The following is a 17,924-nucleotide window of genomic DNA, read 5'->3' as shown; positions in this document are numbered from 1 at the left end:
CTTATAAGGTAAAGCCTTACAGTTTGATTTCAATCTCAACGCCGGCGGGGAGCTCAAGGCCCATTAGAGCCTCAACGGTGGTGTTGGACGGTCTGAGGATGTCGATTAGGCGCTTATGTGTGCGCATCTCGAACTGTTCACGGCTGTCCTTGTACTTATGAACAGCGCGCAGGATGGTGATAATCTGCTTCTCGGTCGGCAGCGGGACAGGGCCGCTTACGCGGGCACCAGTGCGCTTTGCAGTCTGCACGATTTTTTCGGCGGACTGGTCAACCAGCTGATGGTCATATCCTTTAATACGGATCCTCATTTTTTCTTTGACTGCCACTTTGGATCGCCTCCTTGTAAAATTGGCGGACAGATCCTGGCCGCAGGTGCTTTTTTGTAAACACTGTGCCGGGTGTTTCTTCCTGACCCAACGAAAAACCGGATCTCCCACGAAAGTGGGGGACCCGGGTGTCAGCAAAAAAAGCCCGAACAAACCTGTTTCCCACTGTGGGGAAACCTGCTGCCCATGATTCTCTCTCGCCCGGTTTAAAATCGGACATACTCCACGGAAAAACCGGCCGCATAAGGGCCGCAACCTCCCGCTTCAACGCATATCTGTCGCAGTCGTACTCAATTATAGTATCATAAAGGGGCAGAGAATGCAAGCTTTATTTTCAGTTTTTTACATCTTTTTCAGACTGTGCTGAATACGCGGTCCCCAGCCATGCAGGTACTGATAAATACTGGACAGGCCGCCCATCAGGGGTGTGTCCCATGTGCGGGAAAATCCGGTGACAAAGGAATCCTTCAGTGTCTTTCTGGGCCACGGTTTCAGCGGCTCATCCTTCCATGGCGTGTGGGCACGGTACTTCAGGTAATCCGGCTTGAAGGGAGAAGCATATTCCCGATACCACGGCTTGGTTGGCAGTGAACCGCCAATGTAGTGAACCAGCCGCACATCCGCCAGCGTATCGTCCAGTTCCCGCAGGGTAAACGTTGGCTTTTCACTGGTGCTGCGCGCTGAAACACAGTTCATAGAAAGGCGCGGTACGCCAGCCGGGTAATTCCAGCGCATGTCCAGCCGGTGCACCAGCTTCGGCGGCAGCGCAAGGTTCAGCATGGACTGGTCACAGTACTGCAAGCGTTCCCCATATCCGCGCAGAATGCTGCGGCATCGCTGCTGCAGCTCATGACGGCGGCAGTTCGCAAGGTCAAACAGCAGGACACCCGCATTGAAATAGAATGGCGTATTATAGAACACCCTGTCCACATACAGCGCAAGAAACGGTGTGCAGTCCAGCGATGCCGCCACGCATCTGTCCCCCATCTGTGTTTCCCACAGAGGACGCAGCGGTGCACAGCAGACAACGTCACCATCCAGCCAAAGAATGCGGTCCAGCGTTGGAAACGCATCACACAGGCAGGCGTAAATGTATTGCACGCTGCTGCCGCGCCACCGAGGCAGGCGGTATTCCTGCAGCATGGGCGCAATGTAAGGTTCCGGGTCCATACAGATGATTTGGGCGTTGGTAAAGTCGTCCGCCACACTGCACATTTTACGCCGCAGTGCTTCCGGCACTTTCTCACACAGCAAATAAACACAAATGGCATCGTTCTGGTTATTCTCGAACACCGAGCGCATTGAAACCGCTGTCTGTTCACAGTATCCGGCATTTGTACCGTACAAAAAGTTCATCATCCGTGCCGAGCCGCCTCCTTCCGTTTTTGCTGCAAAGCTTTTTTCGCGCTGGCCGCACATACCCATCCGCAGGTACGGGCTGTCAGCCTAGCGATCTTATGTGGGCGCATACCGGTACAGGCAAAGGCCGCTGCCGGTTTGTCATCTTTGGAGAGAATGCCGGCGTATCCCGCGCCGGTCAGCATAACGCCGGTGCTTTTGCCGTACACATCATACAGCGCCGCGCCTACAGCGGCAGCACCGGCCGCCGCACAAATCTTCAGTAAAGTGGAAGCCTTCATGGTTCTCCTTTCCGGCAGAGCCGTTTTGGCACCAGCCGAAAACTGGTGCCCGCATATCTGCTTATGATTGTCTGTCTACTCTATTATATACAAAATAATCTGTACCGTATCTTAGTATTGACGGCCCCAGTATACCATATGCTTGGCAGGCTTGCCGCAGCAGACACAGGTATCGGCGAGGTTCTCTTCCTCAAACGGGATGCAGCGGGACTTCACGCCGCCGGTCTCCTGCTTCAGCTTTTCCTCGCAGGCAGGGTCGCCGCACCACATAGCCTTGATAAAGCCGGGACGGTTCGCCGCGATGTCGAGGAACTCCTCGTGCGTGCGGGCAATGCTGGTACGAGCCTGCAGGTTCTTTGCCGCGTTGTCATACAGAATATCGTGTACTTTCTGCAGCTCTGCCTTTACGGCGTCAGCAAGACCATCAAGCGGCACAAAAGACTTGTTGCGATCCGGACGGCGTACCAGTACGCACTGCTCCTTAGCAATATCCTTCGGCCCAATTTCCAGACGCAGAGGCACACCCATCATCTCATACTGGGCAAACTTCCAGCCCGGGGACTGCTCACTGTCATCCAGCTTAACGCGCAGACCGGCCGCCTTCAGCTGCTCAAACAGTTCGTTTGCCTTGTCCAGTACGCCGGGCTTGTGCTGCGCAACTGGAACGATGACGACCTGAATCGGCGCAACCGCCGGCGGTAGGACCAGCCCGCTGTCGTCGCCGTGTGTCATAATGATGCCGCCAATCATGCGGGTAGAAACGCCCCAGCTTGTCTGAAACGGTGTTTGCAGCTGATTGTTTTTATCCGTAAAGGTAATTCCAAAGTTTTTGGCAAAGCCATCGCCGAAATAATGGCTGGTACCGCCCTGCAAGGCCACGCCGTTGTGCATCATGGCCTCCACAGTATAGGTAGCTTCAGCGCCCGCGAACTTCTCGCTTTCGGTCTTGCGGCCGCGCAGCACCGGTATGGCCAGCACTTTTTCAAAGAACTCTGTATAAACATCCAGCATGCGCAGTGTTTCGGCCTTTGCCTCTTCCGCTGTGGCATGCATGGTGTGTCCCTCCTGCCAAAGGAATTCACTGGTACGCAGGAACGGACGTGTCGTCTTTTCCCAGCGAACCACGTTGCACCACTGATTGTAAAGCTTCGGCAGGTCACGCCAGGAATGAATAATCTTTTTGTAGTGCTCACAGAACAGTGTTTCACTGGTTGGGCGAATGCACAGGCGCTCCTCCAGCTTGTCGTTGCCGCCCTGTGTTACCCACGCAACCTCCGGCGCAAAGCCCTCGACATGCTCTTTTTCCTTGTTGAGCAAGCTTTCCGGAATCAGCAGCGGCATACATACGTTAACGTGCCCCAGTTCCTTAAAGCGCTCGTCCAGGATTTCCTGCATGTTTTCCCAGATTGCATAGCCATACGGCTCTATAATCATGCAACCTTTCACGCTGCTGTAATCCATAAGTTCCGCTTTTTTTACCACATCTGTATACCAGCGGGCAAAGTCTTCTTCCATCGGCGTAATTTCTTCTACCAGTTTTTTCTGCTGTGCCATTTATTTTTCTCCTTCGCTTGGGATTTATCAGTCCTGTTTCCGGACCTGCCGCAGGGCCGGAAAGAAAAGGCCCACACCCACCTGCCTGCACGGCAGAAAAAGGTCAGGCCGAATGAATCTATTATAGTGAAAAAAAGGTAGGATTGCAACCGATACTTCCCCGCCGCAGGTACAAAAAAAGCCCCCGCCCGGCAGGGCAGCGGCTTCCGCAGACTTTTTACATGTGCTCTTCCAAATAATTGACCACATCGCCCACTGTTTTCAGATTCTCGATTTCTTCATCCGGAATCTCCACATCGAACTCATCTTCCAGGGACATCAGTAAATCCACAACATCCAGCGAATCGGCTCCCAGGTCGTCGGCAATGTTTGTGTCGGCTGTAATATTGTCCTCCTCCACATCAAACTGCTCGGCAAGGATGTGCTTGACCTTTTCCAGTACCATTGGTTTCCCTCCCTTAGCTTTCCGTTATAGACAAACCGTTCCGGTCTGGGTATAATGGGCTTAAAAACCGGAACAGTGCCGCAGGATTGATTTTTTTCTATCCATCATACTATTAGCATCATTCGCCTTTGTCAATATCTTTCTCAAATTTTTATTTTTATTCTTGTAAATATTTTGTATAGGAGGAAATGTGATGCAGCAAAAGCATTTTGCCGTGGTCGGTCACCCCATCGGCCACACAATGTCGCCGTTTATTCACCGTCGGCTTTTTCCGCTGGCAGGCGTAAATGGCACCTATACCAAGCTGGATATCCCCCCGCAGGAACTTTCTGCACAGTTCACTGGCACACTGCGGCAGCTTTCCGGTTTCAATGTGACTATTCCGCACAAACAGGCCATTCTCCCGCTGCTGGACCAGCTGGAGGGTGACGCGGCCCGCTTCGGCAGCGTAAACACTGTAGCTGTACGGGATGGACAGACCATTGGCTGCACAACGGATGGAATCGGCTTTCTCCGCGCGCTGAAAACGGCGGGCATTCCGCTGCAGGGGCAGATTTTGCTGCTGGGCAGCGGCGGTGTCGCCCATGTGCTGGCAAACGAGGTCCTTCGTGCGCCAAACGTAACCGGTCTGACTGTCCTCATGCGCCGCCACACGGACGAACGGCCCGACAAAAACGATTCTGCCGCAGATGCTGCCTGCAAAAAAGCGCGGCGCGGCGCGCGTGAAACAGCATTTCTGCAAAGTTTGAGCACTGCGGACAGCGGTGTGCCGGTACGTGTGCTGGACAGTGCGGGTCTTTCGCAGGACCGTACGTTTTACGACCTGCTCATCAATGGCACCAGTGCGGGAATGTACCCAAACCTATGCACCTGTCCGGTCAGCCGAGAGGTCATTGCCCGCTGCAAAGCTGTCTTTGATGCCGTGTACAACCCCGGCGTGACCATTCTTGTGAAAATGGCGCGGGATTTGGGAAAGCCTGCCGCCAGCGGTATGGGCATGCTGGTGTGGCAGGCCGCCGCCGCTGAAGAGTTTTGGTTCTCCTGCCGGTTTGACACCGAAAAAGTCCGGCCCATCATTGGTGAAGCGGAGCAGGCCATGCGGCAGCAGTTCGGTAATATCGTTCTGTGCGGCTTCATGGGCTGTGGCAAAAGCACCGTCGGCAAACTGCTGGCTGCCCGCACAGGACGGCAGCTGGTGGATACCGACCGCTGGATTGAAAAACAGGAAGGGCGCACCGTTTCTCAGCTGTTCGCCGAACACGGGGAAAAGTGGTTCCGTCAGCGTGAAACGGAACTGTGCCGAACGCTGTCACGCCGGACCGGGCTGGTGATTGCCACGGGTGGCGGCGTGCTTGCCAATCCCCTAAACGCGTGCATTTTGCGCGAAACGTGCACGATTGTGCTGCTGCAGCCGCCGTATGAGGTGATTGCTCACCGTCTTTCCGGCGACCACTCCCGCCCGCTGCTGGAGGGGCCGGACAAAGACGCCGTGGCACGCCGCCTGTATGACCAGCGTATGCCGCTGTATCAGGCCGCGGCCGACTTTGCCGTGCACGCGGAGGACAGCCGCACCGCCGCCGAGCAGATTTATGCCGTCCTTTCGGATGAGGAATAGACTTTTTGTATTTAAAGTAGTAAAACTGCATTGACAAATCCACGTCCGCTGTATTATAGTTAAAAAAGCCCGCCGTATGCAAACCGCTTCGTATATTTTTACTTCGCAATACATAAAGGAGCTTTCGCAATGTCTGTTTTCTGCGCACATCGATTTAGCAGCTTTTCTTTTTCCGGTCATTTCTTTGCCCGGGAAACTTTGCTGCGCGCAGATTTCTGGAAGAAGCTTTCCCTTTAAAATTTTTCAAAAAGGGACCGATCCCTATCAGGCTTCAGACGGAGTTGGCAAGCAGCTCCGTCTTTTTTTATAGCCGCAGGAGAGAATTCGCTTTAGGAGGCGTGTTGAAAATGATTATTGTTTTAAAACCCGGCTGCACCGACAGCCAGCGCGAGGAATTCATCAAGGACCTAGAAGAAACCTACGGTGTATCCGTCAATACATGGGTGGGCGCACAAAGCACCGTGCTTGGCCTTATCGGGGACACCGCCGCGATTGATATTGACAACATCGGTGCAAACGAAATTGTGGATTCCGTCAAGCGTGTGCAGGAACCGTACAAGCTGGCCAACCGCAAATTTCACCCGGATGACACCGTTATTCACCTGCCGGGCGGGCTTTCCATCGGTGGAAAACAGCTTGCCTTGATTGCCGGTCCATGCAGTGTGGAATCCAAACCGCAGATTACGGAGATTGCCCGTCGTGTCAAGCAGGGTGGTGCCCAATTCCTGCGCGGCGGCGCGTACAAACCGCGCACCAGTCCTTACGCATTTCAGGGCCTAAAGGAAGATGGACTGGAGCTGCTGCAGGAAGCGAAAGCTGAAACAGGCCTTCCCATTGTCACCGAACTGATGAGTGTACGGCAGATTGACCTGTTCCTCAAGGCGGGCGTGGATATTATACAGGTGGGCGCACGCAATATGCAGAACTTTGACCTGCTGCGGGAACTTGGCCACCTGCAGACCCCGATCCTGCTGAAGCGCGGTCTTTCCGCTACCATTGAGGAACTGCTGATGGCTGCCGAGTACATTCTGGCTGGAGGCAACCAAAATGTCATTCTCTGTGAGCGGGGCATTCGTACCTATGAAACCTACACCCGCAACACACTAGACATTTCGGCTGTGCCGATTCTAAAGCGTCTGACGCACCTGCCGGTTGTCGTGGACCCCAGCCACGCGGGCGGCATTTCCTGGCTGGTGGAACCGCTGGCTATGGCGGCCGTAGCTGCCGGTGCGGACGGTCTTATCATTGAAGTACACAACAACCCGAAGAAGGCCCTCTCAGACGGTGCACAGTCCCTGACACCGGACCAGTTCGACCATGTGGCCGCACGCATCAAAAAGGCTGCGCCGCTGTTTGGCCGTACATTATAATTATAGAGTTTTATCGAAAGGGGCGCGTTATTTTGCATATTGTCATTGTCGGGCTGGGGCTGATAGGCGGCAGCCTTGCCAAAGCCTTTACGAAATACACTGACTGTCACGTTGCCGGCATCGACTCCGACCCCGCCACGGTGGAGGCCGCCCTTGCCTGCGGTGCCATCACAAAGGAGGGTGACAACGATGACCTTCGACAGGCCGACATTGTGTATCTGTGCCTGTACCCGCAGGCCGACATTGACTTTGTGCGCGCACACCTTTCCGCCTTCGGGAAACATACGGTTCTGACGGACGTGTGCGGCATTAAAACAAAGGTGTGCCACGGACTGTGCGCACTGGCAAAAGAGGGGGGTTTTGTCTACTGCGGTGCTCACCCCATGGCTGGCACAGAAAAGCACGGCTTTTCCGCTTCGCGCGCGGATATGTTTAAGGGTGCCAGTTACATTTTGGTGCCGTGCAGCGCCCCGGAACCGGTGCAGGAGCTGCTGCGGCAAACGGCGTTTCAGCTTGGTTTTGGGCGCAGTGTCTCCACCACACCGGAACATCACGACCAGTTGATTGCCTTTACCAGCCAGCTTCCGCACGCACTGGCCTGCGCCTATGTGATGAGCCCGTGCTGCCCGGAACACCGCGGCTTTTCCGCTGGAAGCTATCGTGACGTTTCCCGTGTGGCAAACATCAATGAAGTCATGTGGGCGGAGCTGTTTTTGGATAACCAAACTGCTCTGACTGGGGAACTGAATACCCTGATAAAGAACCTTTCCGACATTCGGGACGCTGTTGCTGACGGCGACCAAAAACGACTGGAAGCGCTTCTGCGGCGGGGCCGTCTGATTAAGGAGGAACTGGGAGAATGACAATCACTGTACATACAAATCCATCCTATGACATTCTCATAGAAAATAACTGTATCCGGCAGATTGGGCCGTACGCCACAACACTGCTGCCCGCGGCGAAACGCTGTGTGGTGGTGGCCGATACCCATACGGCGCCCCTTTACGCTGACACCGTTCTGCGCTCTCTGCAGACGGCGGGCATTCTCGCCTCTTTGGTGACTTTTCCCGCCGGTGAACAAAGCAAAAATCTATCCACCATTTCCCGCCTGTACGCGGCGTTCTCCCAATCGAACCTTACCCGCAGTGATTTCGCCGTGGCACTGGGCGGCGGTGTGTGCGGCGATATGACCGGCTTTGCGGCGGCTACATGGCTGCGCGGCATTCCGTTCATCCAAATTCCCACCAGTCTGTTGGCACAGGTGGATTCGTCCGTCGGCGGCAAAACCGGCGTAGACTTGCCGGAAGGCAAAAACCTAGTGGGTGCCTTCCACCAGCCCTCTCTGGTCCTCATTGACCCGCACACGCTTTCCTCCCTGCCAACTGCTTTCTTCTCTGATGGCATGGGGGAAGTCATTAAGTACGGCTGTATCCGCAGCCGCGCACTGTTTGAGCGACTGGAAACAGAGGACTGCCGAAAATACCTGCCGGAGGTTATCGCCGCCTGTGTGGACATCAAGCGGCAGGTCGTGGAAAAAGATGAGCGTGACACTGGTGAGCGGGCCATTTTGAACTTTGGTCATACATTTGGCCATGCACTGGAAACGCTGCAGAATTATCATGGCCTGACGCATGGTGCCGCTGTGGGTGTCGGCATGGTTCTGATTACCCGCATGAGTGAACAGAACGGCATGACCGCCCCTGGCACAGCAAACCGCATTGCGGCCCTGCTGCACCGGTACGGCCTGCCGTCTGTCTGTACCGAATCCATGCAGGACCTCATTTCCGCAACCGCGCATGATAAGAAATCCACTGGAAACAGTGTGAAACTGATACTGCTGAAAGATATCGGCCACTGCTGTATACAGAAGGTACCGCGTGCGGACCTGCCCCGGCTGTGCCGGGAAATGCAGTGAGCCGCGTGCGGCTTTTTCCCGGTGCACTGCGGGGAACGGTGTCACCGCCGCCCAGCAAAAGTGCGGCCCATCGGGCCATTTTGTGCGCTGCGCTCGCCCCGGGAAAAAGTGTTCTCTCGCCCATCGGCACCAGCGCGGATATGCAGGCAACCATCGGCTGTATTCGTGCGCTTGGTGCACAGGCAGTGCTGCAGGGTGACACCCTGACCGTAACAGGCATTTCCGGTTCGCCGAAAGCGCCGGTCACGCTCAACTGTCTGGAAAGCGGCTCTACCCTGCGTTTTTTGATACCGGCTGTCGGCGCACTGGGCGTACCAGCTGTTTTCACCGGCTGTGGGCGGCTGCCGCAGCGCCCTCTGGGCATCTACCTTTCTCTGCTGCCGCAGCAGGGTCTGTGCTGTGAAAGTACCGGCGGTCTGCCGCTGCGCATCTCCGGACAGCTGCAGGCAGGCGTGTATTGTCTGCCGGGCGATGTTTCCAGTCAATTTATTTCGGGACTTTTGTTTGCGCTGCCGCTGCTTTCCGGTGACAGCGAGATACAACTGACCTCACCGCTGCAAAGCGCTTCCTATGTCCGCATGACGTGCCACATGCTCCAGCAATTCGGCATTTCTGTTCTGCCGTACCAAGGCGGCTGGAAGGTCCCCGGCGGACAGCATTTCCGTGCCCGCACACTTTCCATTGAACGGGACTGGAGCCAAGCGGCATTCCTGCTGACAGCCGGTGCGCTGGGCGGGCAGGTATCGCTCACCGGTCTGGACCCAAGCTCCGCACAGGGCGACCGCGCGATCGTGCCGCTGCTGACACAATTCGGCGCTTCCCTGCGCTGGAAAAACGGTATTCTCACCGCCGAAGCAAATCACTTAACGGGCTTTGATATCGACGTGGGGCAAATACCGGACCTTGCACCGGTGCTGGCCGCAGCCGGACTGTTCGCCGAAGGGCGCACCCGTCTGTACAACGCCGCCCGCCTGCGGCTAAAAGAAAGCGACCGGCTGGACGCCCTGTACCACATGGCGGTTTCACTGGGTGCGCGGGCAGAACAAATGGAGGACACCCTTACCTTGTGGGGGGGCCGGCCGTTGCCCGGCGGCACCGTGGATGGCTGCAGCGACCACCGCATTGTCATGGCCGCCGCTGTTGCCGCCCTGCGTACACAGGGGCCTGTTACGATTACTGACGCACAGGCAGTACAAAAAAGCTGGCCGGAATTTTTTACGGTTTATCAGGAGATGGGAGGAAACGCAGATGTCATCGTGGGGTGAACGGGTAAAAATCAGTATTTTCGGTGAAAGCCATGGACCGGCCATTGGCTGTGTGCTGGAGGGCCTTCCCGCAGGCGAAGCAGTGGATATGGACGCAGTACAGCAGCAAATGCACCGACGGGCACCGGGCCGGGACCGAACCAGCACACCGCGGCGGGAGGCAGACATTCCGCAGGTGCTTTCCGGACTTCTCAACGGTGTGACAACCGGCGCGCCCCTGTGCGCTGTCATTGCAAATACCAACACACGTTCCGCCGATTATCAAAATCTGCTGGAGGTACCACGCCCCGGCCACGCCGATTACACCGCGTGGGTAAAGTACCACGGCTGCAATGATGTGCGCGGCGGCGGGCACTTTTCCGGCCGGCTGACCGCTCCGCTGGTATTTGCGGGTGCCGTATGCCGCCAAATTCTCGCACGGCGTGGCATTCTGGTCGGCGCGCACGTCTGGTCTATCGGGCAAGTACACGACACGCCGTTTTCCAATATCACCGCTCCCATACTGAAAGCCTGCGGCTCCGCCAATTTTCCAGTGCTGGACCCGCAGAAAAAGGATGCTATGTACTGCGAGATTGACACGGCACACGCGGCGGGCGACAGTGTCGGCGGCGTGGTAGAATGCGCCTGTTTGGGTGTACCCGCGGGCCTTGGCGGCGAGGGAATGTTCGGCGGCATAGAAAGCCTGTTTTCCTCGATTCTGTTCGGCATTCCCGCCTGCAAAGGTGTGGAGTTCGGCGCGGGCTTCGAGGCGGCTGCCCTGCATGGCAGCGAAAACAACGATGCGTTCTTCTACGACGCGGACGGCACCGTAAAAACCCGCACCAACAATGCCGGCGGCATTTTAGGCGGCATTACCACGGGAATGCCCATTTTGTTCCGTGCGGCCTTTAAGCCTACTCCCTCCATTGTGCGGGAGCAGCACAGTGTGAACCTTGCGACCGGTAAGGACACTCTGCTGTCCGTACACGGGCGGCACGACCCCTGTATTGTGCCGCGCGCGGTTCCTGCGGTGGAGGCTGCTGTTGCGCTGGCGCTTCTCAATATAGATGGTATTTTAGAGCATATTGCAAAGGACTGAACGATAAAATGGATTTAAAGGATATCCGCCGTGAAATAGATACGATTGACAGCCAGTTGCTGCCGCTGTTTGTTCAGCGCATGGACTGTGCCAAAAAAATGGCCGAAGCTAAAAAGCGGGATGGCATTCCGGTGCACAACGCCGCACGGGAAGAGGAAATTCTGGACCGCATTTCCGCAAAGGCCGGCCTCTACAGTGGTGCGGCACGCATTGTGTACCGTACCATTATGAGTGAAAGCAGTGCCCTGCAGCACCGGCTGCTGGGTTCCGGCGGCACCCTGCGGAAGACCATTGCCGCCGCCCCAAAGGTACCCGCCTTTCCCGAAAGTGTTGCCTGTTTAGGCGGGCCGGGCTCCTACAGCCACAGTGTCGTGTCATCCCTGTACCCGCGGGCACAGGTCCAGTTCTACAACCGGTTTGATGATATTTTTCGCTGTGTGGAACAGGGCAATGCAGGTCTGGCGGTTGTCCCTATGGAAAATTCCAGTGCGGGCAGTGTCAGTGACGTGTACAGCCTGCTGATGCAGTGCCGCTTTTATATTGTTGCGGCAAAGACCATTCGGGTACATCAGTGCCTTGCCGCAAAGGAAAGCAGCCCCGCATCTGTCCGCTGCATTCAGTCCAAAAAAATTGCCCTGCAGCAGTGTTCCCGGCGGCTTTCTGCCCTGCACCTGCCGCTGCAGCCAGTCAGCAGTACCAGCGCCGCCGCCAAGGCCGCCGCGGAAGATGCTTCCATTGCCGCTGTCTGCAGCGAAAGCGCCGCCCACAAGTACGGTCTGCACATACTTGAACGTGACCTGCAGAACACCGACAACAATGCCACCCGCTTTGCTGTCATTAGCCGGCAGCTGTGCATTCCGGACAATGCGGAAAAAATCAGTCTCTGCTTTAATGTGGCCCACACCACCGGCAGCCTGAACGCTGTACTGTCCCGCTTTGCCGCCGCAGGAATGAACCTGACAAAAATTGAATCCCGGCCCATTGCGGGCAAAGACTTCGAGTATGATTTTTATTTGGATTTTACCGGAAATGTGCGTGACCCCGCCGTGCTGGAACTTCTGTGCTCTCTGCAGGAGGAACTGCCGCGTTTCCATTTTCTTGGTAACTACTGCGAAGTACACACGGAATAACGTTCTGCCGGTCCCGCAAAAGGCAGGCTGATTTCATTTGCCATGGGCCTCGGCTTTTGGCTTATGGTGTGTATGGTGTGCTTCGGCATCGGCGCGGACTGGATTGCCAAACGGCAGTACCCCTATACAAAAAAACAAGAGAGGGCGGGCGCAGTGCCTGCCTTCTCTTGTTTGCAAAAAGTCGTACTGTCTATTCTTACAGTGCCGCTGTTACTTCTACTTCGACCAAAACATTCTTTGGCAGCCCTTTCACCGCTACGCAGGAGCGCGCGGGCTTGCCGGTAAAGTATTTGCCGTATACTTCATTGAATGCGGAAAAATCCGCCATGTTGGCAAGGAAGCAGGTTGTCTTCAGTACCTTTGTGTAGTCGGTGCCGGCGGCCTTTAGGATATGGCCGATGTTCTGCATAACCTGCTCAGCCTGCACGGCAATGTCCCCCTCCATGATTTTTCCGGTAGCTGGAATAATCGGAATTTGGCCGCTGAGATACACAGTATCGCCGGAAATCACGGCCTGTGAGTACGGACCAATAGCGGCCGGTGCATCTTTGGTATAAACAGTTTTCAACATCAAAATAACTTCCTTTCTCCCGGCAGGCATAGTGCCTGTTGTTTTTTTCATACAATTGTACATTATTTGGAAGCAGTATGCTACCCTATATGAAAACTTTTTTACGGAATATGCCTTATTTCATCTAAAAAGAGCAGGCCGCCCTCCGCCTGGAGAACTGTCTGCTCTTTTTCATATCCTGTAAAACTGTATTTTTATGTATTGTCCTGTTTCCATGTGGTAAAGTCCACATAAGATACATCCATGTCACACCCGCCGCTGCTGATGTTCGCGCCGTCCCAGCTGCCGCCGGTTCCGGGGAACTCACTCTGCCAAATGCTGCAGGTCTTGTCCGGCTCATCCAGGCCCGGACGTGCGTACCAGAACAGATAATCCGAAAGTTCCTCCGGATTGATGTAATTCTTGTACCAGTCCAAATTGACGTAATAACCTGCCAGATAGCCGGCATCTTTCACACCTGAGCAGAAAATCTTCATGATTTCCGTCAATGTTTCGCTGTCCGGCATACCACGTTTTGCCTTATAGTCGTCCGCATCCTCCATGTCGATAAAGACTGGGAACTGCGGATGTTTACCTTCCAGCAGGCGCAGCACATGGGCAAGCTCACTTTTGGCGTTGTCGGTTGTCAAGGCGTAGCTGTAAAGGTAAGTGCCCCACGGAATTCCCAGCCGCTCGCACTCGGAAACATTGCGCTCAAACTGCGCGTCGTCCTGACTTTCGATGTCCCCGCCGTAGCCGCAGCGAATCATAGCAAACTGCAAACCCGCAGCCTTGGCTGTATCCCAGTCTACGTAGCCGTTGTGCTCACTGACATCGATGCCTTTCATCGGTGTAGTGGTCGTAATTTTTACCACAGCGGTACAGCTCTTCACAGCACTTTGTCCCGGCAGCTGTGTGTAAATATCGGCTGTGTCGCCGGCATTGCCCACTGCTTTGATTTTGTAGTAGTACACATCGTGATTATTTTCCACTGTCTGTGTCTGGCCGCTCTTCTGGAATGCACTCCCCGAAATGGTGAAGGTCGGCGTAAGACCCTGCGGACCGACCACTTCAAACCGGAACGTGTACTCTTTGCCCTGCTCAACGGAAAAATCGCTGTTTGTGTCACTCTTAATGGAAGCGGCTCCCTGCACTGTCACGGCGCAGCGCTTCACCGCGGTCTGCCCGGGAAGCTGTGTGTAAATATCGGCTGTGTCGCCGGCATTGCCCACTGCTTTGATTTTGTAGTAGTACACATCGTGATTATTTTCCACTGTCTGTGTCTGGCCGCTCTTCTGGAATGCACTCCCCGAAATGGTGAAGGTCGGCGTAAGACCCTGCGGACCGACCACTTCAAACCGGAACGTGTACTCTTTGCCCTGCTCAACGGAAAAATCGCTGTTTGTGTCACTCTTAATGGAAGCGGCTCCCTGCACTGTCACGGCGCAGCGCTTCACCGCGGTCTGCCCGGGAAGCTGTGTGTAAATATCGGCTGTGTCGCCGGCATTACCCACTGCTTTGATTTTGTAGTAGTACACGTCGTGGCCGTTTTCCACTCTCTGTGTCTGGCCGCTCTTTCGGAATGCACTTCCCGAAATGGTGAAGGTCGGCGTAAGGCCCTGCGGACCGACCACTTCAAACCGGAACGTGTATTCCTTGCCCTGCGCAATGGAGAAATCACTGTTTGTGTCACTCTTAATAGTGGCAGGAACACTGGTTTCCTTCACCGTCACGGCACAGCGCTTGACCGCAGTCTGCCCGGGAAGCTGTGTATAGACAGCGGATGCCTGTCCCGCCGAGCCTACTGCTTTGATTTTGTAGTAGTACACGTCGTGGCCGTTTTCCACTGTCTGTGTCTGACCGCTCTTCTGGAATGCACTTCCCAAAATGGTAAAGGTCGGCGTAAGGCCCTGCGGACCGACCACTTCAAACCGGAACGTGTATTCCTTGCCCTGCGCAACGGAAAAGTCGCTGTTTGTGTCGCTTTTAATGGAAGCGGCTCCCTGCACCGTCACCGTACAGCGCTTCACCGCAGTCTGCCCGGGAAGCTGTGTATAGACAGCGGACGTCTGTCCCGCCGAGCCTACTGCTTTGATTTTGTAGTAGTACACATCGTGGCCGTTTTCCACCCTTTGTGTCTGGCCGCTCTTCTGGAATGCACTCCCCGAAATGGTGAAGGTCGGCGTAAGACCCTGCGGACCGACCACTTCAAACCGGAACGTGTACTCTTTGCCCTGCGCAACGGAAAAATCGCTGTTTGTGTCACTCTTAATGGAAGCGGCTCCCTGCACTGTCACGGCGCAGCGCTTCACCGCGGTCTGCCCGGGAAGCTGTGTGTAAATATCGGCTGTGTCGCCGGCATTACCCACTGCTTTGATTTTGTAGTAGTACACGTCGTGGCCGTTTTCCACTGTCTGTGTCTGGCCGCTCTTCTGGAATGCACTCCCCGAAATGGTGAAGGTCGGCGTAAGACCCTGCGGACCGACCACTTCAAACCGGAACGTGTACTCTTTGCCCTGCTCAACGGAAAAATCGCTGTTTGTGTCACTCTTAATGGAAGCGGTTCCTTTCACCGTCACCGTACAGCGCTTGACCGCAGTCTGCCCGGGAAGCTGTGTATAGACAGCGGATGCCTGTCCCGCCGAGCCTACTGCTTTGATTTTGTAGTAGTACACGTCGTGGCCGTTTTCCACTGTCTGTGTCTGGCCGCTCTTTCGGAATGCACTTCCCGAAATGGTGAAGGTCGGCGTAATGCTCTGCGGACCGACCACTTCAAACCGGAACGTGTATTCCTTGCCCTGCACAATGGAGAAATCACTGTTTGTGTCACTCTTAATAGTGGCAGGAACACTGGTTTCCTTCACCGTCACCGTACAGCGCTTGACTGCGGTCTGCCCCGGAAGCTGTGTGTAAATATCGGCTGTGTCGCCGGCATTGCCCACTGCTTTGATTTTGTAGTAGTACACGTCGTGGCCGTTTTCCACTGCCTGTGTCTGGCCGCTCTTTTGGAACGCACTCCCTGAAATGGTGAAGGTCGGCGTAAGGCCCTGCGGACCGACCACTTCAAACCGGAACGTGTATTCTTTGCCCTGCTCAACGGAAAAGTCGCTGTTTGTGTCACTTTTAATGGTGGTACTGGCCGTTTGCTGCTCCGTGGCAGATGCTGTGGTCAGTGCAGAAGAAGCCGCTGACGACACTGTGCCGCTCTTCTGCGAGCTGCTGTCCGCCGCGCTGGCTGGAAAAACAGCCGTCTGAATTGCCGCACCCAGCACCAAAATGAACAGCAGCTTTTTGAATTGTCCTTTCAATATAGTCTTTCATCTCCTTATCCTGTTCCTCATATTCTCTGTGTGCGACTTTATTATAACATTTCCATATATTTTACACAACATCTTACAAGCGGGAACATCTTCCTCAGGTAGTTCGTTGGTACAAAAAAGAAAACCGAATCTCATTTTTGAGATTCAGCTCTAAAAAAGTTCGTTTCTGTTGTTTTCGGCCATGAATAACGTCGGTATATTCGTCAAATACCTTCAGCTGGTCTGCAGGCTGAAACCTGGCTGCGCCCTCTAAGGTTCCTGTTTCTTCTAAGTCCTCCTGCATAGTGGTACGAATGCGTACAAACTGAGCAGACGGCAGGCCGGATTGGAGATATCCATCGCTTTTTACAGAATTCAGAAAGCGGTTCTCCCTATTGAAAAAGAGATCCTGTCTTTTCTGGAATTTTGTGGAGATTTGCAGGCATTTTCAATAAAAATTATTATTGACACTTACAAAAAATAAGTTATAATAGTATTAAGCGCTGTAAAAAACTATGTAACAGGTATCTCCTGCCTGCAGGCAGGCAGATTCGGCAGGAAGCCGTTCCCTTTAGCCTACAGCTGGCTTGTTAAATTAACAGCACTCGATTTTTGGCATTATGAAGATGCCTCGCTTTTTTGCAGAAGGGCGTGGTGTCTTTTTTGTTTTGCGTGAAAAAAGGCTTCGCCCCTGCCAAATCTTATTTTCCAAAAAGGAAAGGGAGCGTTTTTTATGCATATTCCGGACAATTACTTAAGCCCACAGACCTGTGCGGTTATGGCCGCCGCAATGGTACCCGCATGGATTGTATCTGTTAAAAAGGTGAAAAAGGAAATTCCAAAGGAAAAGCTGCCGCTGATGGGCGTTGCCGCGGCATTTTCTTTCATCAGCATGATGTTCAATATTCCGATTCCTGGCGGAACCACAGGCCATGCTGTAGGAGGTACCCTCATCGCACTCCTTTTAGGGCCGTATGCGGCCTGTATATCAGTCAGCGTTGCTCTGCTGCTGCAGGCATTGATTTTTGGGGACGGCGGTGTCCTGAGTTTCGGAGCAAACTGCTTTAATATGGCATTTGTTCTGCCGTTCGTCGGGTATGCTGTTGCAACGTTCATCAGCAGCAGACAAAAAAAGAAGGGAAAACACATTCTTGGTGCAGCGGTTGGTTCCTATCTTGGCATCAATGCAGCGGCGCTGTGTGCGGCGATTGAGTTCGGCATTCAGCCCATGCTGTTCCGGGACACTGCGGGCAAAGCCATGTACTGCCCCTATGGTTTGAACATTTCCCTTCCGGCCATGCTGATTGGGCATTTAACACTCTTCGGTTTGGCGGAAGTGGTCTTTACCGTTGGCGTACTGCTTTTTGTACAAAAAACTTCCCCGAACCTGCGAACAGACCAGCACCGCAGCGAAACCACCCAAACGCCGCTCCCACTGCGCATTCTGCTGGGCGCGCTGGTTGTTCTGACACCCCTTGGGCTGCTCGCCGAAGGAACCGCATGGGGCGAATGGGGCGAAAATGAAATCGCCGCGGCAGGCGCAGGTTTTACGCCCTCCGGCATGACGTCCGGCCTGCACTACGGTGCCTTGCTGCCGGACTACTCCGTTGCGGGGCTGCCAGAATGGTTCGGCTATATGTTGTCGGCTGTCATAGGCGTTGCCGCACTTATCATTATTTTTAAGCTGATTTCCAGTGCACACAGAAGTCCCGTAGCGGAATCCTGACAAGGAAAG

The 17,924-nt window shown here is 54.6% G+C and carries 15 protein-coding genes; 8 read left to right on the top strand and 7 right to left on the bottom strand.

Features of this window, described 5'->3' with window-relative positions; genetic code table 11:
• Positions 1-16: 16 nt before the first annotated feature.
• The 5 genes from rpsJ to acpP all read right to left on the bottom strand — a co-directional run bounded on the left by rpsJ (position 17) and on the right by acpP (position 3,967).
• Complete coding sequence (gene rpsJ, locus GJQ69_RS01685) at positions 17-310, bottom strand: 30S ribosomal protein S10 (protein ID WP_476695784.1); 294 nt, start codon at positions 308-310, stop codon at positions 17-19.
• Positions 311-670: 360 nt separating this feature from the next.
• Positions 671-1,687, bottom strand: a complete 1,017-nt coding sequence (locus tag GJQ69_RS01680; RefSeq protein ID WP_157658989.1) for a glycosyltransferase family 8 protein — start codon at positions 1,685-1,687, stop codon at positions 671-673.
• Positions 1,684-1,968: a hypothetical protein gene (locus GJQ69_RS01675; protein ID WP_086036536.1), complete on the bottom strand. Its 285-nt coding sequence runs from the start codon at positions 1,966-1,968 to the stop codon at positions 1,684-1,686. Before GJQ69_RS01675 ends, GJQ69_RS01680 begins: the two co-directional genes overlap by 4 nt.
• A gap of 111 nt (positions 1,969-2,079) precedes the next feature.
• Positions 2,080-3,522: a proline--tRNA ligase gene (proS, locus tag GJQ69_RS01670; protein WP_086036537.1), complete on the bottom strand. Its 1,443-nt coding sequence runs from the start codon at positions 3,520-3,522 to the stop codon at positions 2,080-2,082.
• 217 nt (positions 3,523-3,739) lie between these two features.
• Positions 3,740-3,967: an acyl carrier protein gene (acpP, locus tag GJQ69_RS01665; protein ID WP_086036538.1), complete on the bottom strand. Its 228-nt coding sequence runs from the start codon at positions 3,965-3,967 to the stop codon at positions 3,740-3,742.
• Positions 3,968-4,160: 193 nt separating this feature from the next.
• Between acpP and GJQ69_RS01660 the strand changes: the two genes are divergently transcribed.
• From GJQ69_RS01660 to GJQ69_RS01630, 7 genes are all read left to right on the top strand, one after another.
• Positions 4,161-5,582 carry a shikimate kinase gene (locus GJQ69_RS01660; protein WP_086036539.1) on the top strand — a complete coding sequence of 474 codons (1,422 nt, stop codon included), beginning with the start codon at positions 4,161-4,163 and terminating at the stop codon, positions 5,580-5,582.
• Between the two features lie 347 nt (positions 5,583-5,929).
• Positions 5,930-6,952 carry a 3-deoxy-7-phosphoheptulonate synthase gene (gene aroF, locus GJQ69_RS01655; RefSeq protein ID WP_086036540.1) on the top strand — a complete coding sequence of 341 codons (1,023 nt, stop codon included), beginning with the start codon at positions 5,930-5,932 and terminating at the stop codon, positions 6,950-6,952.
• A 32-nt stretch (positions 6,953-6,984) separates the two neighbouring features.
• Positions 6,985-7,815 carry a prephenate dehydrogenase gene (locus tag GJQ69_RS01650; protein WP_086036541.1) on the top strand — a complete coding sequence of 277 codons (831 nt, stop codon included), beginning with the start codon at positions 6,985-6,987 and terminating at the stop codon, positions 7,813-7,815.
• Positions 7,812-8,867: a 3-dehydroquinate synthase gene (gene aroB, locus GJQ69_RS01645; RefSeq protein ID WP_086036542.1), complete on the top strand. Its 1,056-nt coding sequence runs from the start codon at positions 7,812-7,814 to the stop codon at positions 8,865-8,867. Before GJQ69_RS01650 ends, aroB begins: the two co-directional genes overlap by 4 nt.
• A complete protein-coding gene (gene aroA / locus GJQ69_RS01640; RefSeq protein WP_236849711.1) occupies positions 8,849-10,132 on the top strand; it encodes a 3-phosphoshikimate 1-carboxyvinyltransferase in 1,284 nt (427 codons plus the stop codon). The genes aroB and aroA overlap by 19 nt, the downstream gene beginning before the upstream one ends.
• On the top strand, positions 10,116-11,210 hold the full coding sequence (gene aroC, locus GJQ69_RS01635) for a chorismate synthase (RefSeq protein WP_174192785.1): 1,095 nt from the start codon (positions 10,116-10,118) through the stop codon (positions 11,208-11,210). Before aroA ends, aroC begins: the two co-directional genes overlap by 17 nt.
• A gap of 8 nt (positions 11,211-11,218) precedes the next feature.
• Positions 11,219-12,340, top strand: coding sequence for a bifunctional chorismate mutase/prephenate dehydratase (locus GJQ69_RS01630; protein WP_174192779.1), 1,122 nt, complete (start codon positions 11,219-11,221; stop codon positions 12,338-12,340).
• Positions 12,341-12,536: 196 nt separating this feature from the next.
• Here GJQ69_RS01630 and GJQ69_RS01625 read toward each other — a convergent pair whose 3' ends face one another.
• Positions 12,537-12,911, bottom strand: a complete 375-nt coding sequence (locus GJQ69_RS01625; protein ID WP_086036545.1) for a RidA family protein — start codon at positions 12,909-12,911, stop codon at positions 12,537-12,539.
• Between the two features lie 194 nt (positions 12,912-13,105).
• Complete coding sequence (locus tag GJQ69_RS09720; protein ID WP_236849710.1) at positions 13,106-16,198, bottom strand: glycoside hydrolase family 25 protein; 3,093 nt, start codon at positions 16,196-16,198, stop codon at positions 13,106-13,108.
• A gap of 724 nt (positions 16,199-16,922) precedes the next feature.
• On the opposite strand from GJQ69_RS09720, the gene cbiM reads away from it, so the two are divergent.
• Complete coding sequence (gene cbiM, locus GJQ69_RS01615; RefSeq protein ID WP_086036546.1) at positions 16,923-17,915, top strand: cobalt transporter CbiM; 993 nt, start codon at positions 16,923-16,925, stop codon at positions 17,913-17,915.
• The last annotated feature ends 9 nt before the right edge of the window (positions 17,916-17,924 follow it).

It is taken from the genome of Caproicibacterium lactatifermentans (assembly GCF_013315815.1).
GTDB classification, from domain to species: Bacteria; Bacillota; Clostridia; order Oscillospirales; family Acutalibacteraceae; genus Caproicibacterium; species Caproicibacterium lactatifermentans.
Note: the sequence above shows the minus strand (reverse complement) of the source record. Positions and strands in the feature narration are given on the sequence as shown.

Excerpts from the sequence above, each read along its gene's own strand:
- rpsJ (WP_476695784.1), bottom strand. The coding sequence starts at position 310 with ATGAGGATCCGTATTAAAGGATATGACCATCAGCTGGTTGACCAGTCC.
- GJQ69_RS01680 (WP_157658989.1), bottom strand. The coding sequence starts at position 1,687 with ATGATGAACTTTTTGTACGGTACAAATGCCGGATACTGTGAACAGACA.
- GJQ69_RS01675 (WP_086036536.1), bottom strand. The coding sequence starts at position 1,968 with ATGAAGGCTTCCACTTTACTGAAGATTTGTGCGGCGGCCGGTGCTGCC.
- proS (WP_086036537.1), bottom strand. The coding sequence starts at position 3,522 with ATGGCACAGCAGAAAAAACTGGTAGAAGAAATTACGCCGATGGAAGAA.
- acpP (WP_086036538.1), bottom strand. The coding sequence starts at position 3,967 with ATGGTACTGGAAAAGGTCAAGCACATCCTTGCCGAGCAGTTTGATGTG.
- GJQ69_RS01660 (WP_086036539.1), top strand. The coding sequence starts at position 4,161 with ATGCAGCAAAAGCATTTTGCCGTGGTCGGTCACCCCATCGGCCACACA.
- aroF (WP_086036540.1), top strand. The coding sequence starts at position 5,930 with ATGATTATTGTTTTAAAACCCGGCTGCACCGACAGCCAGCGCGAGGAA.
- aroB (WP_086036542.1), top strand. The coding sequence starts at position 7,812 with ATGACAATCACTGTACATACAAATCCATCCTATGACATTCTCATAGAA.
- aroC (WP_174192785.1), top strand. The coding sequence starts at position 10,116 with ATGTCATCGTGGGGTGAACGGGTAAAAATCAGTATTTTCGGTGAAAGC.
- GJQ69_RS01630 (WP_174192779.1), top strand. The coding sequence starts at position 11,219 with ATGGATTTAAAGGATATCCGCCGTGAAATAGATACGATTGACAGCCAG.
- GJQ69_RS01625 (WP_086036545.1), bottom strand. The coding sequence starts at position 12,911 with ATGTTGAAAACTGTTTATACCAAAGATGCACCGGCCGCTATTGGTCCG.
- cbiM (WP_086036546.1), top strand. The coding sequence starts at position 16,923 with ATGCATATTCCGGACAATTACTTAAGCCCACAGACCTGTGCGGTTATG.